This is a genomic window from Paenibacillus sp. FSL R7-269 (assembly GCF_000517865.1).
Lineage (GTDB): Bacteria > Bacillota > Bacilli > Paenibacillales > Paenibacillaceae > Paenibacillus_AQ.
Genome location: NZ_ASPS01000026.1, coordinates 35040 through 48916 on the forward strand (window position 1 = coordinate 35040; position 13877 = coordinate 48916).

Here is a 13877-nt window from a genome sequence, read left to right on the forward strand (position 1 = left end):
GTAAGGAGGGACCTATGGGGGTTCAGGAACCGATTCATATACTGCTGGTTGACGACCGTCCCGAGAATTTGCTGGCACTCGAAGCCGTCCTTGAGAGTCAGCATTACAAGCTTGTCAAAGCCAATTCTGGAGAAGAAGCACTGCGGTGCTTATTGAAATATGAATTCGCCGTGATTGTTCTGGACGTTCAGATGCCAGGTATGGACGGGATCGAAACCGCCAAATTAATTAAAGCCAGGGAGAAAACCAAGGATATTCCGATCATCTTCATCTCAGCCAACAGCAGGGAGTCGGAGCATCTGTTCGCAGGGTATTCTGCCGGCGCTATTGATTATATGGTCAAACCGTTTATCCCGCAAATTCTGAAGTCTAAGATTGAAGGCTTTGTGAATATGTATCTGACCAGCAAGAAGCAGCAGATTCAAGCCATGCAGCTGCAGCAAAAGACGCTGGAGCTTGAGCGCATGAACGGTGAATTGATCAAAGCCAAGGAAGAAGCGGAGATTGCGGCTAAGGCTAAGACTGAATTTCTTGCGATGATGAGTCATGAGATCCGCACGCCGATGAATGGCGTAGTGGGTATGATTGATCTTTTGATGGAGACCCAGCTTGCTCCTGAGCAGAAGGAATATACAGAGATTATCCGTAAAAGTGCGGACACACTAATTACGGTGATTAACGATATTCTTGACTTCACTAAGATGGAATCGGGTAAGATGGAAATGGAAGAGCAATTATTCGAGCTGCATACCACCGTTCAGGAGGTATTTAGCTTGTTCTCAGCTGAAGCCGGCAAAAAAAATCTGGAGCTGGCCTATTTCATCGACCAGAAGCTGCCGCGGCTGATCTATGGGGATATGGCACGGCTACGCCAGGTACTGATAAACCTCGTAGCCAATGCGGTGAAATTTACCAATCAGGGCGGCGTTTATTTAGTTGCTTCCAGTCTGCCGGCAGCGGATAATAAGCTGGTCATTGAATTTACGGTTAAAGATACAGGCATCGGCATTTCTCCGGAGAAATGTGACCGGCTGTTCCAGCCCTTCTCCCAGCTTGATTCCTCCATGACACGTAAATACGGAGGTACGGGCCTCGGCCTCGCCATCTGCAAATCCCTTGTGAGTATGATGGGCGGAGATATCCGTGTAGAGTCGATGGAAGAGAAAGGGGCGACCTTTGTATTCAGTATTCAGGTGGCCGTGCCGGAGCATGAGCTGGAGGGCAGCAGCCGGGAAGAGGGAGGCATAGCAGACCGGGTAGACGAGGCAAGCCGGAGCAAAGTGCTGGTCGTGGATGACCATCCGATTAACCAGCGGCTTATGGTTAGCATGCTGGATAAGCTTGGGTACCGTGCCGATGTGGCCGAAGACGGGAACCAAGCTGTAGAGCTGGCCCGGAAATCTGCTTATGATTTCATCTTCATGGACCTGCAGATGCCGGTGATGGATGGACTTGAAGCAACCTCCCTGATTCGTGAGGAGAGCAGCGGTTCTCCCGACAAGACTGTGATCATTGCGATGACTGCGAATGTGATGGAGGGAATTCAGGACCGCTGCACCGCTGCCGGGATGGACGGCTACATCAGTAAGCCTCTCAAGCTAAGCAGCATCAAGCAAATGCTCTCCAGATATTCCGGCAGGGATAACCCTGCAACCCAGCGGAACACCTCACTTTTTAACGCATGATCCATGAATTACCAGTGCCAACATTATCTCTTTTTTGTTTCAACCCTATGCTATTAGGGTTATTGGTAAAGAAAACATTTAATCAGGAGAGTTGTCTATGAATACACATAAAAGCGAAAAGTTTCACGCAAAGACCGAAACCGTTGGTTCGGTATGTACTGTCTATCTTGTAGGTGAACTCGATCTGTCTGTGGCGCCTGACTTTCGTTTGGTGATGGAACCGCTAGTGGGAGACACGGGGCTTGATCTCGTAATTAATCTGAAGGATCTGAAATATATTGACAGCACCGGAATCGGAATCCTGTTGTCCATCCTCAAAGCAAGACATGGAATGGACGTCAAGTTCACCGTTGCTGAGGTTCCTCCGCAAATACAGAAGCTGTTTGACATGACCGGCATTTCCAAATTTTTTGCCTCCCAAGAGAATTCCCACTAGGAAAGGATCGAACTAAGAATGAGTGATGACATACAAAGAGTACTTCTTCAGTTACCCGCCAGTGCAGAATATGTCGATATTGTCAGACTTAATCTATACGGCATTGCCTCTAAGATGGGTTTCACTTATGAAGACATTGAAGATATGAAGGTTGCCGTCTCGGAAGCATGCAATAACTCCGTGCTTTATGCCTATGGGCAGGCGGACGGTATGGTTGATGTAATCTTTGAGGTAGGATCAAGTGTCTTATCGATTACTGTCAAAGATGAGGGGGAGAGCTTTGATAGTTTGGATGCGTCCGGGGAACGTCTGACGCTTCATGACAAGGAGCTGAATGATGTTCAGGTAGGCGGGCTGGGATTCTATCTAATGCAGGCGCTAATGGATGACGTTAGCGTCGTTAGCGAAGCAGGGAAAGGGACAGTCGTTACCCTGACTAAACGGCTCAATTTCAGCGAGGAGAAAGTATGAATGACAAAGTGACTCCCCCAGAGTCCATGAATGAAGCAGTAAGCCTGATCTGGGAATACCAGCAGACGAAAGACAATGAAATTGCAACAGTGCTCATCCGCAAATATGAACCCATGGTGAAGATGGCCGCTGGCAAAATCGCCCGTAACCGTCCGGATCTCTACGAGGATCTGTATCAGGTGGGGCAAATGGCGTTAATCCGGCTGCTGGCGCAATACGACATCAGCTTGGGGATTCCCTTTGAGCCATATGCGATGAAGAGTATGATTGGACATATGAAAAACTTCCTGCGTGATAAATCCTGGTATATACAGGTTCCACGGCGGATTAAGGAAAAAGGCGCGCTTGTGCAGCAGGCTATTGATGAACTGACCGTGCGGCTCGAACGTTCTCCGGCGGTTGAAGAGATTGCCCATTACCTGGATCTTACTGTTGAGGAAACTGTGGAAGTGCTTGCCGGCAGAGAATGTTATCATTATGTCTCTCTGGATTCACCGCTCTCCCAGGAAGAGAGTGGAGCTACACTCGGTGAATTGATCAGCTCGGAGGCGAATGACTACGAGACCGTGGAGAAGCGTATGGATCTCCAGCAGGCGCTCGGACAACTGAAGGAGCAAGAGCAGCAGGTGCTGCTGTTGGCCTTCCAGGATGGTCAATCCCAGCGGGCTATCGCCCAAAAGCTGGGTGTCTCGCAGATGAGTGTCTCCCGTATCCAAAAGCGGGCCACCGAGAAGCTGAAGCAGATCATGGCTAATTCATCCTATTGAATATCAATGCCATTATAATTATCAGGGCAGTGTTCCGATTATCTATAGAGCATAAAATTACTTCATTAAACAATTCCGATGATTGAATGTATCGGGATTGTTTTATTTTTTGATGAGAGGATAAATAATGGTGCACAAATACGGTTATATTGATCGAGACGGCAACTTTGCCATGGAGCCTATTTTTGATTTTACTAATTCGTTCCGAAATGGCATTGCTTCATGTGATTTTGAGGGAAAATCAAGATTTATTACCGTAAAGGGAGATACCGTATTACAAACAAATTACTCTTTTGTAGGTGATTTTTATTGTGGTAGAGCTTTATTTACGAATGGAAGTAAATTCGGATACATGGACTTAGAAGGGAACGTAGTTATACCGACAATATATGATCACGCTTACAATTTTTCGGAAGGATATGCTAGTGTAACAGCACCAAACGGGAAAATAGGCATTATTGATATTGAAGGAAATTTGATCATTGATCCCATTTATGATACAGCGATGCATTTTGAAAATGGAATTGCAACAGTCAGTAATGAAGAAGGGAAATATGGGTGTATTAACATCGATGGAGATTTTGTAATCGAGCCGATATATGATTCTCATATTTTTTTTTCAGAGGGCCTAGCAGCAGTAAATGTAAGAAGTAAGCATGGATATATTGATATGCAAGGAAATTTGAAAATTCCACTTCAATATAAATACACAAATGGATTTAATGGCGGGTTAACTCCAGTATTGGTTGGTAGTAAATATGGTTTTATCAATAAAACGGGGAGTATTGTAATAGATCCTGTTTTTGATGATGTAGGCAAGTTTATTTCAGGGGATCTATCTGCTGCGAAACTGAGTAAAAAATGGGGATATATTAATCGAAGTGGAGAGTTCATAATTGAACCTAAATTTAAAAATGTTTCGCATTTTACCGAAGATAGAGCCTTTGTTATTGAAAATGAATATCAGGTAGTAATAAAAACTAGTGGGGAGTTTATTGATACGAAGTATTCGCTGATTCAAGCGGAATCCTTTAACGAAGGATTGAGTGCTGTTCAAGCAGAGGTAAGGAAATAAATATATTATTTAATCTGCGATCATGAGCAACATCCATCCTGCAGTCTATTCACGGTAGAGTAGGCTGCAGGAGGGATGCGCGGGAAATGTGTTTAGTTCGCATCGATATACTTTTTGATTTCTCCAAGATATTCCCCGATAACCGGTACGTTGAGAAACAAACTGAGGATATAGCCAAGAATACCGAGAATGACAAAGGTACCGAGTGAGAGGCCCAGGCCTCTGGAGATCCCGGCCATCAGATTGGTGATGATCCGCTTCTTGGGGTCTGTATAGTTCTCCAGGATATCCTTGAACTCGGATTTCTCCAGTGAGTCGGCGATCTTGTCGAGCCTCGCATTCAAGCGTTTGACCTCATGCCGCAGCTCGAAGGGATGCTCATCTACGTCATAAGCTTTGGTTCTGTTGTCCGCTTCTCCCATAAGGCGTACCTGCTTTCTGTAGCCTGAACCAGGCTTTATTGGAATATAAGGCATGCATAAATAGAGAGCAGCCAGCTATAGACGATCTGGCCGCTCTCTTGAATGTCTGTTCAGCCAGAGACCCGGCCTTAATAAGAAGATTTGTAAGTATTCTTAACTTCCTCTTTAGCATCCTTCGCTTCGTCTGCGACTTCTTTGGAAGCATCCTTTGCCTTGTCGGCTACCTCGCCGGAGGCATCCTTCACGTTCTCCGAAATATCCTTGGAAGCATCCGTAACTGTTTCGCCAATCTTTTTACCTGTTTCGGCCAGAGTGGCTGCAATCTGCTGCTTGCTGTCACTAACTGTTGTGAAGATATCAGAGGCCTTGGCGGATACTGTGCCGGCCAGATCGGTAGCCTTTTCGCTAACTGTTGTGGCCAAGGATTTAGTTTTATCCGTTACCGTTCCTGCGACCTCTTTAGTCTTGTCCGTAGCTACAGTCAGCTTGTCGGACAGGTCACTGCGCATCTCACGCCCTGGCTTCGGTGCGAATAACAGGGCCGCTGCTGCTCCGAGCAGACCGCCGATGAAGATCCCTTTAAAGAACGTGCTGCCGCTTTCTACCGGAAATTCCTTCTCTGCTTTATTCATTATCAATCACTCCTTATCAGAATTGTCATTCAAATTCAGGTTAGCCTGAATGTTCTTACTTCGTATATAAACTTTGGGCTATCGGCTGAAACAGCGGAATAGCTTGGCAAAGATTGCCGGAGGATAAAGAAGCATCGCTGTCAAAATCGTGCTTTTCTAACCTAATTCCGAAGAATTTGCGGCTTTACAAGTTTGATTGATCACGAAGGGAAGGGGGTAAGAAATAGTAAATTATAGCGCCTATATACATCTCATATTGAGGAGCATTCATTCCCCTGCTTAGGATATTGATAAAATAACAACATCTATGGAGGTGCAGCATTATGATTAAAGTAGTCACAGCAGCCGAGCGTCATACTTCGAATAGAGAATGGATACACAGTGAATTCAGCTTCTCCTTTGCCGATTATGATGATCCCAGCAACGCCCACTTCGGTGCCCTGCTGGCGCATAACGACAATGAGTTGAAGCCGGAGCAAGGCATGCATGAGCACCCGCATCATGATCTGGAGATTATCACATATGTGGTATCCGGTGTGCTGAAGCATCAGGATGATCTGGGGAATCATGCAGATCTGCAGGCAGGAAGTGTACAGCTGATGAGCGCAGGAACAGGCATTAACCATTCGGAGACGAATCCGTCAGGCCATGCGGATGTCCGGTTCCTGCAGATCTGGCTTTTGCCTGACCGGCCTGGAAAGACCCCGAAATGGGATGCCCGGTTCTTCCCGGCAGAGCTTAAGCTCAACCATCTGCTGCCTGTGGCTTCAGGCGGAGGGACTCAGGGCTCGCTTCAACTGGACAATGATGTTAACATCTACCTGTCCATTCTGCAGACGAACCGGGAGGTGAGTTATCCCCAGCAGGAAGAGCGGCGCACCCATCTGTATGTTATTTCCGGGAATCTGGAGATCTCATGCGCGGATGGTACATTCCAGCTCCAACAGGGGGATGCGGCGCGTATCCGTAAGAGCTGCGAGCTTACGCTCAAAGGCATAAGCAGTTCAGGGGATGCAGAATTTATTCTGATTGATCTCCCATAGCAGCCGGAGCGTGACAGCAAGATTATTATTGCAGCACATAAAAGCCCTTCAGCACCAACGTCCCGTCTTATGGACAATGAAGCTGAAGGGCTTTCTGAGCAGGTGCTACTTCTTGCGCAGGCGGCCAAGCTCTGAGACAATCGCCTCCACCTGGGAGATACTGAGCCGGTCACTGCCCATTGCCACCTCGTAAATATCCTGAATATCCTCATACTGCTCCACCGAAAAGGCTGACGCCTGCATTGCAGCAGCACTGGCCATTTTCAGCTTGTTTTTGATTCCCTCAATCATATATTCAACGTTCTCCTGGCTTGGGTTCGACAAATCCATTGAGTCTAACCGTCCTTCCTGAGTAATATAGAATTTGAACTGGTATAGTTCAAATATCTTAACATGTTTGGGCAGGGGATGACCATTTTTTTTGTCCAGATCACGCAAACATGTTAAATTAAAGGTAAATATAACAGGCTGCTGAGTAAGGGGGAGAGAGTCTTTGGCCATCAGAGAAGAAGAGAGCAGGAAACGGCGTAAAATGGATGCCGGGGAGCTGGCGGCTTTCTTCCGCAGGATCGCAGACGTGTATTCTGCTGAGCAGCTGACCTTCCTCTGTATCGGAACAGACCGCTCCACCGGAGATGCGCTGGGGCCGCTCACGGGAAGCCGCCTGCTGGAGTACGGATTTCCGAATGTAACGGGTACGCTTCCGGCGCCCTGTGATGCGGATAATCTGATTCAGCGGATAACAGAGATTCCGGAAGGGCAGATTATTATCGCTGTCGATGCCTGTCTGGGACCGCCGGCCGCACTGGGCTGCTATTTTGCGGCAGCGCAGCCGCTGCGTCCGGCAGAATCGGTAGGAGGACTCCTGCCTGCTGTAGGAAATTACAGTCTGGCAGCAATCGTTGATGTGAACAGCCCGCGCCCTTACCGTACGATACAGACTACCCCGCTCTACCGGGTAATGGTTATGGCAGATCAGATTGCCAAGGCAGCCGCCCAGGGATTTGGACTTATGGATTGAGAGCGTTTCAAATCAGCTTGTTCTAGCTTATTAATATAGACCACTACATAGAAAGAGGGTAAGCAGCCATGGAAAATGTTCGATGCGAGGGAAGCAACATCTGCTACAGTGATCAAGGCAAAGGGGATGTAATCGTACTGCTGCATGGATTCTGCGGGAGTGCCGAGTACTGGGAAAAGGTGATTCCAAGCCTGACTGCCCATTACCGTGTCATTGCCCCGGATTTGCGCGGGCACGGGGCTTCGGATGCTCCGCTTGGAGCCTATACCATCGAGCAGATGGCTGATGATGTGCTGTCGCTGCTGAATGCCTTGGAGATTCAAGAATGTTATCTGCTGGGACATTCGCTCGGAGGCTATATTACCCTTTCGTTTGCCCAGCGCCATGCCTCCCGGTTGAAGGGCTTCGGGCTGATTCATTCCTCCGGTTATCCGGACAGTGAAGAGGCCAAGGAGAACCGGCTCAAGAGCGTCACCATGATCCAGAGCGAAGGCATCTTTGCTTTTGTGGATCAGCTGGTGCCTGGACTCTTTGCCCCTGGAGTGGAACCCAAGCTGCTGGAACGTGCCAAGGAGATTGGCTACAAGACTCCGCCGCAAGGCGCGGTTGGCGCGTCCTTGGCGATGCGTGAGCGCCCGGACCGTCGCGATGTAATCTCGGCAACGGCGCTTCCAGTGCTGCTGGTTGCCGGAGCAGAGGATTCGAAGGTGACACCGGAGCGTACGTTCACTTCAGACAACCGGAACATCACCAAGGTGACGCTCCCGGGTGTCGGCCATATGGGCATGTTTGAAGCACCGGAGCAGCTGGCGAAGATTATTAAGGATTTCGTGCATACGCCTGTGAAGAAGTAAACTACATCAGGCATTAGTGACAGAAGGCAGCACTTCCGCTCTCCCGCGGGTGCTGCCTTCTGTTTGTTGTGCAAATATAAGAATTTATATGTTTCACATGATAAATTATCCTTCTATTTCTCGCTGAAACGGTACCGTCCTTTAAAGGGACGGCTAAGCCGTTTCTACTTGGCTGGATTCTATTGAAACTTACGGATCGCCGGAACGCACAGCACCAGGGCAACACAGGAGAGGCCCAGGCCGGAAAAAATAATAATGGTCGGTACTCCTCCGATCCGGTCGGCCAGCCAGCCGACTAAGATATATCCGACCGGCAGCAGGGCGAAGGACCCGAACATATCCAGACTGGCTACCCGTCCGAAGGCTTCCTTCGGAACAAGCTCCTGCAGGCTGATCTCCCAGATCAGCCCGAAGATCATTAATCCGAAGCCTTCCACGGCAAATAAAGTGACGGCTGCTGCCGGAGTGCCTGCGAACGGGAGCAGCAGCAGAGCAGCCCCGCTGATCATGGCGCCGCCGTAAGCCAGGATACCGCGGTGATTCCATTTCGGCCGCAGGCCGTACAACAGGCCGGCTGCTATGGCCCCGACACCGGAGAACGTAACGGCCAGGCCATAGAGATAAGGAGGCCAGCCGTGATGGACCTTGAACAGCCAAGGAAGAAGGACGCTGATTACGCCCGTATAACATATATTGACGAAGCAGAAGGCGAGAATTGTAATCCAGAGCCAGGGCTGGCTGCGCAGAACATGTATTCCTTCGGCGAAATCCTCCCTCCAGTGCGGAGCGGGAGAGGTCCTGGCGGCAGGCTTAGCCGGGAGTTCAGTCTCAGCGGCAGCAGACTGCAGCCGGGTCATCATCACTCTGCGCAGATAGACCAGGCAGATGAGGGAGATAAGATAGGTGAAGGCATCAATTCCGAAGCCGAAGCCTGCGGACAGGTGGGTAATCAGCAGTCCCCCTAATGCGGGACCGATCAGCCGCACGGACTGGGTTGTGATCTGAGTTAAAGAATTCGCTGCTACGCGGATATCCGGAGTGAATACGGTAGCGCGGACGGCAGCGTAGGCGGGCTGGAATAAGCCATCCAGCAGGCCGTAGCAGGCAACAAGTCCATAGAGAAACGGAATGCTCAGCACTCCGGTCAAGGACAGCGCAGCCGTCGTAATCATAACGATGAACCGGGCAATATCGGCCAGCATCATAATCCGTACACGGTCGTAGCGGTCGACAATATGTCCGGAGACCGGCAGCATGATTACATTAGGCAGCATGTAGGCGGCCATGACCATCCCCATAATGGTGGTGGAGCCGGTCAGGGAATAGACCAGGACAGGCAGGATAACCATTGTTACCGAGCTACCCAAAAAAGAAACTAAATGTCCCAGCCACAGGTAAGGAAAGGCGCGGGATTGCCGGAAAGGGGCGGCGAAGCCCTCAAGTAGATGATGCTTCCGTTGTCCGGAAGGGCCAATGGTGCTCATCTATTGCTGTGCCTCCTCTTCCGGCTGCGAAGCAGCATCGGCAGACTGCAGCCGGCCTATCATCACTTCCACACCGTATTCCTCACCTTCCGTTACCTTGGACTCCCAGGCGGTAATCAGCTGCAGTAGCTCCTGGTGGAATTCCGCAAGCTCCTGAGGAGAGAGAGTGAGTCTGGTAGTGAAATGCCGGGTCTGGTCTTCTTTGCGGAAGTGAAGGCTGCGAAGCGCCTCCGGGTGGAACATCGTACCTTTGGAACGGTAGAATTTCTGAATGATTCCTCCTGCGGCTTCTGTGCGGACAAGCTCCAGCAGACCGCCCTCATAGAGCTTGACGATATGGTAGTGAATATTACCCGGAGTCTTATTCAGCTTCTCCGCAACCTGCTTGGATGTAAGCGGCTCTGCCGACAGCGTGTGCATAATCTTAATCCGTAAGGCGCTCTCCAGCAGTTTATCCTGTTCCGGCGTAACGTTCAAAAGCTGGTTGCTTGTCTGCAGATCCGGTTGACCTGAAACGGCCGCTGTGATGGAGTCTTGCATTTTGCCGATTGGCTTGGTCATCAATAAGCCTCCTATGTAAGGTCCGTATTAACATGTATACAGTCTGTATCCAAGTTTCAATCTGTAAAATAGTTCGATCTGTATTACAGATCGATTAGCTGGATTATAGTTCATCATTATAGTGGGGTCAAGACTTAACTCCGCAGAGTGGCGCCGGAGAGACGAATGGTTTAAGATGAGTCCAACAGCAAGCAGAGGATACAGAAGAGAAGCAGTTGCGTAACGAAAGGAGCTAAGTATGTTCCGGAGAGATTATATTGTGCGGATGATCGAGGATATGACAGCTATGGTCGCCAAGGTGCTGACCTTGAAGCAGGATAAAAAAACAACGGAGGCCCTGTGGGAAGTGGATGAGCTGCTGATGCGGCATTTTCGTCTGAATTCGCGTCTGCTCAATTCGTTGTCCGTAGAGGATATTATCGATATGTTTCGTCTTGGGGGCGTGCTTGAGGCCGACAAGCTGCAAGGGGTAGCCCGGCTGCTGAAGGAGGAAGGCGGGATTTACACGGCCAAAGGAGACCGGGATGCAGCCCTGTTCAGGGAGATGCGTTCCCTGCATTTATTCATATATGCCAGTCTTCATGGTGCGGACCGTGAGCTGCTGAACATGACGGAAGAGATCAATGAGCTGCTGGAGGAGGTGGAGCCGTACCGCCTGCCCGCCAAGACCGAACGCCTCCTAATGACTTACCACGAATCTCTGGGACATTACGCCAAGGCGGAGAACAGTCTCTACAGGCTCTGGGAGCAGGGGGAGAATGTAGCGGAGGAAGGCAGGGAGCTGTATGGACGGCTGCTGCTTTTAAGTCCGGAGCAGTTAGCTCAGGGCAGTCTTCCGTTAGAGGAAGTGCAGCAGGGCAGGGAAGAATGGAGCAAGCTGACGGTTAATGCTATAATGTAACGATATTCAGGAGACTACGTGCTCTATTTTATAAACCCGAAAGTGAGATGTACCCATTTGGAAGCTTTGAAGGAATTGATCGAGCAAGTGATGACCGGCCGTACTCTGATTACGGCTACACTAAGCCAATTGCGCAGCAAGGGCGATGCCCCCTACAATAAAGTGCAGGTCAAGCCTGTGGAGCTAAAAGGAAAGCTGCATTATCAGTTTGCCTATTATATCGGCCCTAAGGCCATACATCGTAACATTCCGGCAGAGGATGCCGCTGAAGAGATGCTCTCCTTGCTGAGGGATACCTTCCGCCAAGGTCTGCTCTGTACTGCCGGTGCCGACTACCAGGTGCTGATCAGCAAGAAATATAAGGTATCTATTCTGACCAAATCAGCCAGCAAGCAGGAAGCGCCAGATCTGGCCCACAACCGCCGGAAGCAGTATGTGCTGGAGGAGGGGGAGCCGGTGCCGTTCCTGGTCGAGCTTGGCATTATGAACAGCGAAGGCAAGGTACTGGCCAAAAAATATGATAAGTTCCGCCAGATCAACCGGTTCCTGGAGATGGTTCAGGATGTGCTGGGTGATCTGCCGGCAGGCCGCCCGCTGACGATTGTGGATTTTGGCTGCGGCAAGTCTTATTTGACCTTTGCGCTGTATCACTATCTCGCCGTCCGCGAGCAGCGGGAGCTGAATATTGTCGGCCTTGATCTTAAGGCGGATGTCATTGCACACTGCGATGCGCTGGCTGCCAAGCTGGGCTATGACCGGCTGAAGTTCCTGGTGGGCGATATCGCGGACTATAATGAGCTGGATCAAGTGGACATGGTGGTCACGCTGCATGCTTGTGATACCGCCACCGATGCTGCACTGGAGAAGGCGGTGCGCTGGGGCGCATCGGTGATCCTCTCGGTACCCTGCTGCCAGCATGAGCTGTTCGCACAGGTAGAGAGCGAGGTGCTGAATCCGCTGCTGTCACACGGTATCCTGAAGGAGCGGTTCTCGGCGCTCGCCACCGATGCAATCCGGGCGAAGCTGCTGGACCTGATGGGCTACCGCAGCCAGCTGCTGGAATTCATCGACATGGAGCATACCCCGAAGAACATCCTGATCCGCGCCGTCCGCAGCGACAGCGGTGACCAGGCTGCCAAATGGCGCGAATACACCGCATTCCGCGATTTCCTCGGTGCCAAGCCTTACCTGGAGCGCGTCTGCTCCGATCTGCTGCCCGCCGGCAGTCTGGAAGCTTAATTCATGTGTTGAATAGTTTAGGGTATGACAGACCGGCTGCTTCCTGATGGGGGCGGCTGTTTTTTTGCGGTTCGAGGCTGGATAGTGCTCCTCAATTGAGCGTGTGAGCTAACTCGTGCGGATTGGCTGCCTCTTCTGATTTCCGGTAAATATGGGCAGACTGTTAAGCATCATGAGCAATAGGAGATTTAGGATGCGGGTGAACAGGTATGGACGGCAAAGTGATTGGTTGGTTACTTTGGTTTGCGGGTTGGCGTTAACAGCAGCGGGGATGGCGGCCTGTGTGCTGAGAGGGTTCTTTTTCACCGGGGAGATGTATTTGTTCCTGACGGTGTGGTTTGGCTTATGCGGAGTCTTACTGGGATTGCTACTTATCTATATGGCGGGTGGTAGAGGGGTACAAGTAGAGGAGCAGTCTGAACGCAGAGAGAATATACGGGAGCTGGCTGGCAGTGCAGGTAGAGGGAGGGGGCTGGCTGTATGGGGGTTACTCAGCGGTTGTCTGCTACTCTGTCTCTTGTATGCTATCCAGGCACTGGGCAATCCTGTATCTGCGCAAGGAACACTACATGAAATGCTGCGCTCAGGCTTCTACACTAGCTTTGTGACATTCGCTTTGTTGGCGGCAAGAACCCGTCGGGGAGGAACTCTTCTTGCAGCAGTGTGGCATATGCTTGGAATCACTATTAGTTTGTCGGCTCTTTTGGCGGTCTGCGGAGGTCTCCCGGTTCCTTATGCGGTGGCGTATACCCAATCTCCCGGAGTCAGTGCCACTGGTGCGAGGCTGGCAGGGCTGCTTCAGTATCCGAATGCCTTTGGTGCGGTGATGGCTGTGTATCTGCTGGAACGGCTGTTTGCTGCCGCTTATAGCTTCGGGTCTGGAGATTCTGGGAAAGCAGAGGATGGGGAGAAGAATGGTGCGCTTGGAGGCGTGGCTGTAGCCGGAGTAGATAAGGGAGATGCAGGCAGCAGTGCGGTGCGTGCGAGTGTCAGCGGAGTAGATGAGTTAGGTGCAGAAGGTGCGGATGCGGGAAATAATGCTGAGCGTATGGATGTCAGTGGAGCGGGTGAGGTAGGTGCAGAGGGTTCGGGTACGTGCAGCAATAGTTCGGCGCGTGCTGGTGTCAGCAGAGCGGGCAAGGTGGGTGGAGGTGCAGGCACCCATGGAGAGCGGACCAGAACCTGGTCCGCTGCGCACTGGCTAAGAGCGGCGCGCCTGCTGCCGCTCTTCCCGTACGCCGCCGCGCTGCTGCTCAGCGAGTCGCGCGGCGCATGGCTGGGCGCGG

At 50.7% G+C, this 13877-nt stretch carries 15 protein-coding genes and 1 pseudogene; 11 read left to right on the forward strand and 5 right to left on the reverse strand.

Translation table 11 applies throughout. The features are described 5' to 3' along the window. The first annotated feature begins 14 nt into the window (after window positions 1-14). The 5 genes from C162_RS13360 to C162_RS34365 all read left to right on the forward strand — a co-directional run bounded on the left by C162_RS13360 (window position 15) and on the right by C162_RS34365 (window position 4434). Window positions 15-1685: a response regulator gene (locus tag C162_RS13360; RefSeq protein WP_036694973.1), complete on the forward strand. Its 1671-nt coding sequence runs from the start codon at window positions 15-17 to the stop codon at window positions 1683-1685. 97 nt (window positions 1686-1782) lie between these two features. Continuing rightward, window positions 1783-2121 (forward strand): STAS domain-containing protein, encoded by a 339-nt coding sequence (locus C162_RS13365; RefSeq protein ID WP_036694974.1) that lies wholly within the window; start codon window positions 1783-1785, stop codon window positions 2119-2121. Between the two features lie 18 nt (window positions 2122-2139). Continuing rightward, complete coding sequence (gene rsbW / locus C162_RS13370) at window positions 2140-2592, forward strand: anti-sigma B factor RsbW (RefSeq protein ID WP_036694975.1); 453 nt, start codon at window positions 2140-2142, stop codon at window positions 2590-2592. After that, on the forward strand, window positions 2589-3359 hold the full coding sequence (locus C162_RS13375; RefSeq protein WP_036694976.1) for a sigma-70 family RNA polymerase sigma factor: 771 nt from the start codon (window positions 2589-2591) through the stop codon (window positions 3357-3359). Before rsbW ends, C162_RS13375 begins: the two co-directional genes overlap by 4 nt. A gap of 127 nt (window positions 3360-3486) precedes the next feature. Then, entirely contained in the window at window positions 3487-4434 is a 948-nt protein-coding gene (locus C162_RS34365; RefSeq protein WP_051493463.1) for a WG repeat-containing protein, read from the forward strand. 92 nt (window positions 4435-4526) lie between these two features. Here C162_RS34365 and C162_RS13385 read toward each other — a convergent pair whose 3' ends face one another. Further along, complete coding sequence (locus tag C162_RS13385; protein WP_036694977.1) at window positions 4527-4856, reverse strand: DUF5665 domain-containing protein; 330 nt, start codon at window positions 4854-4856, stop codon at window positions 4527-4529. Window positions 4857-4984: 128 nt separating this feature from the next. Next, on the reverse strand, window positions 4985-5488 hold the full coding sequence (locus C162_RS13390; RefSeq protein ID WP_036694978.1) for a YtxH domain-containing protein: 504 nt from the start codon (window positions 5486-5488) through the stop codon (window positions 4985-4987). Between the two features lie 323 nt (window positions 5489-5811). On the opposite strand from C162_RS13390, the gene C162_RS13395 reads away from it, so the two are divergent. Beyond that, window positions 5812-6531, forward strand: a complete 720-nt coding sequence (locus C162_RS13395; RefSeq protein WP_036694979.1) for a pirin family protein — start codon at window positions 5812-5814, stop codon at window positions 6529-6531. Between the two features lie 105 nt (window positions 6532-6636). On the opposite strand, the gene C162_RS13400 is transcribed toward C162_RS13395, so the two are convergent. Beyond that, entirely contained in the window at window positions 6637-6861 is a 225-nt protein-coding gene (locus tag C162_RS13400) for a DUF1128 domain-containing protein (RefSeq protein ID WP_036694980.1), read from the reverse strand. A 163-nt stretch (window positions 6862-7024) separates the two neighbouring features. Between C162_RS13400 and yyaC the strand changes: the two genes are divergently transcribed. Further along, window positions 7025-7552 carry a spore protease YyaC gene (gene yyaC, locus C162_RS13405; RefSeq protein WP_036694981.1) on the forward strand — a complete coding sequence of 176 codons (528 nt, stop codon included), beginning with the start codon at window positions 7025-7027 and terminating at the stop codon, window positions 7550-7552. 68 nt (window positions 7553-7620) lie between these two features. After that, window positions 7621-8406, forward strand: coding sequence for an alpha/beta fold hydrolase (locus C162_RS13410; protein WP_036694982.1), 786 nt, complete (start codon window positions 7621-7623; stop codon window positions 8404-8406). A 179-nt stretch (window positions 8407-8585) separates the two neighbouring features. Here C162_RS13410 and C162_RS13415 read toward each other — a convergent pair whose 3' ends face one another. Together C162_RS13415 and C162_RS13420 are read right to left on the reverse strand one after the other, a co-directional pair. Continuing rightward, window positions 8586-9890: an MFS transporter gene (locus C162_RS13415; protein WP_051493464.1), complete on the reverse strand. Its 1305-nt coding sequence runs from the start codon at window positions 9888-9890 to the stop codon at window positions 8586-8588. Continuing rightward, window positions 9891-10451: an ArsR/SmtB family transcription factor gene (locus C162_RS13420; protein ID WP_051493466.1), complete on the reverse strand. Its 561-nt coding sequence runs from the start codon at window positions 10449-10451 to the stop codon at window positions 9891-9893. A gap of 238 nt (window positions 10452-10689) precedes the next feature. Between C162_RS13420 and C162_RS13425 the strand changes: the two genes are divergently transcribed. From C162_RS13425 to C162_RS35965, 3 genes and pseudogenes are all read left to right on the forward strand, one after another. After that, window positions 10690-11352 carry a DUF6483 family protein gene (locus C162_RS13425; RefSeq protein WP_036694983.1) on the forward strand — a complete coding sequence of 221 codons (663 nt, stop codon included), beginning with the start codon at window positions 10690-10692 and terminating at the stop codon, window positions 11350-11352. 57 nt (window positions 11353-11409) lie between these two features. Next, window positions 11410-12591, forward strand: coding sequence for a class I SAM-dependent methyltransferase (locus tag C162_RS13430; protein WP_036694984.1), 1182 nt, complete (start codon window positions 11410-11412; stop codon window positions 12589-12591). Window positions 12592-12784: 193 nt separating this feature from the next. Then, window positions 12785-13877 (forward strand): annotated as a pseudogene (locus C162_RS35965) (hypothetical protein); the annotation flags it as partial.

Excerpts from the sequence above, each read along its gene's own strand:
- C162_RS13375 (WP_036694976.1), top strand. The coding sequence starts at position 2,589 with ATGAATGACAAAGTGACTCCCCCAGAGTCCATGAATGAAGCAGTAAGC.
- rsbW (WP_036694975.1), top strand. The coding sequence starts at position 2,140 with ATGAGTGATGACATACAAAGAGTACTTCTTCAGTTACCCGCCAGTGCA.
- C162_RS13395 (WP_036694979.1), top strand. The coding sequence starts at position 5,812 with ATGATTAAAGTAGTCACAGCAGCCGAGCGTCATACTTCGAATAGAGAA.
- C162_RS13420 (WP_051493466.1), bottom strand. The coding sequence starts at position 10,451 with ATGACCAAGCCAATCGGCAAAATGCAAGACTCCATCACAGCGGCCGTT.
- C162_RS13365 (WP_036694974.1), top strand. The coding sequence starts at position 1,783 with ATGAATACACATAAAAGCGAAAAGTTTCACGCAAAGACCGAAACCGTT.
- C162_RS13385 (WP_036694977.1), bottom strand. The coding sequence starts at position 4,856 with ATGGGAGAAGCGGACAACAGAACCAAAGCTTATGACGTAGATGAGCAT.
- C162_RS13360 (WP_036694973.1), top strand. The coding sequence starts at position 15 with ATGGGGGTTCAGGAACCGATTCATATACTGCTGGTTGACGACCGTCCC.
- C162_RS13390 (WP_036694978.1), bottom strand. The coding sequence starts at position 5,488 with ATGAATAAAGCAGAGAAGGAATTTCCGGTAGAAAGCGGCAGCACGTTC.
- C162_RS13400 (WP_036694980.1), bottom strand. The coding sequence starts at position 6,861 with ATGGATTTGTCGAACCCAAGCCAGGAGAACGTTGAATATATGATTGAG.
- C162_RS34365 (WP_051493463.1), top strand. The coding sequence starts at position 3,487 with ATGGTGCACAAATACGGTTATATTGATCGAGACGGCAACTTTGCCATG.
- C162_RS13410 (WP_036694982.1), top strand. The coding sequence starts at position 7,621 with ATGGAAAATGTTCGATGCGAGGGAAGCAACATCTGCTACAGTGATCAA.
- C162_RS13415 (WP_051493464.1), bottom strand. The coding sequence starts at position 9,890 with ATGAGCACCATTGGCCCTTCCGGACAACGGAAGCATCATCTACTTGAG.
- C162_RS13425 (WP_036694983.1), top strand. The coding sequence starts at position 10,690 with ATGTTCCGGAGAGATTATATTGTGCGGATGATCGAGGATATGACAGCT.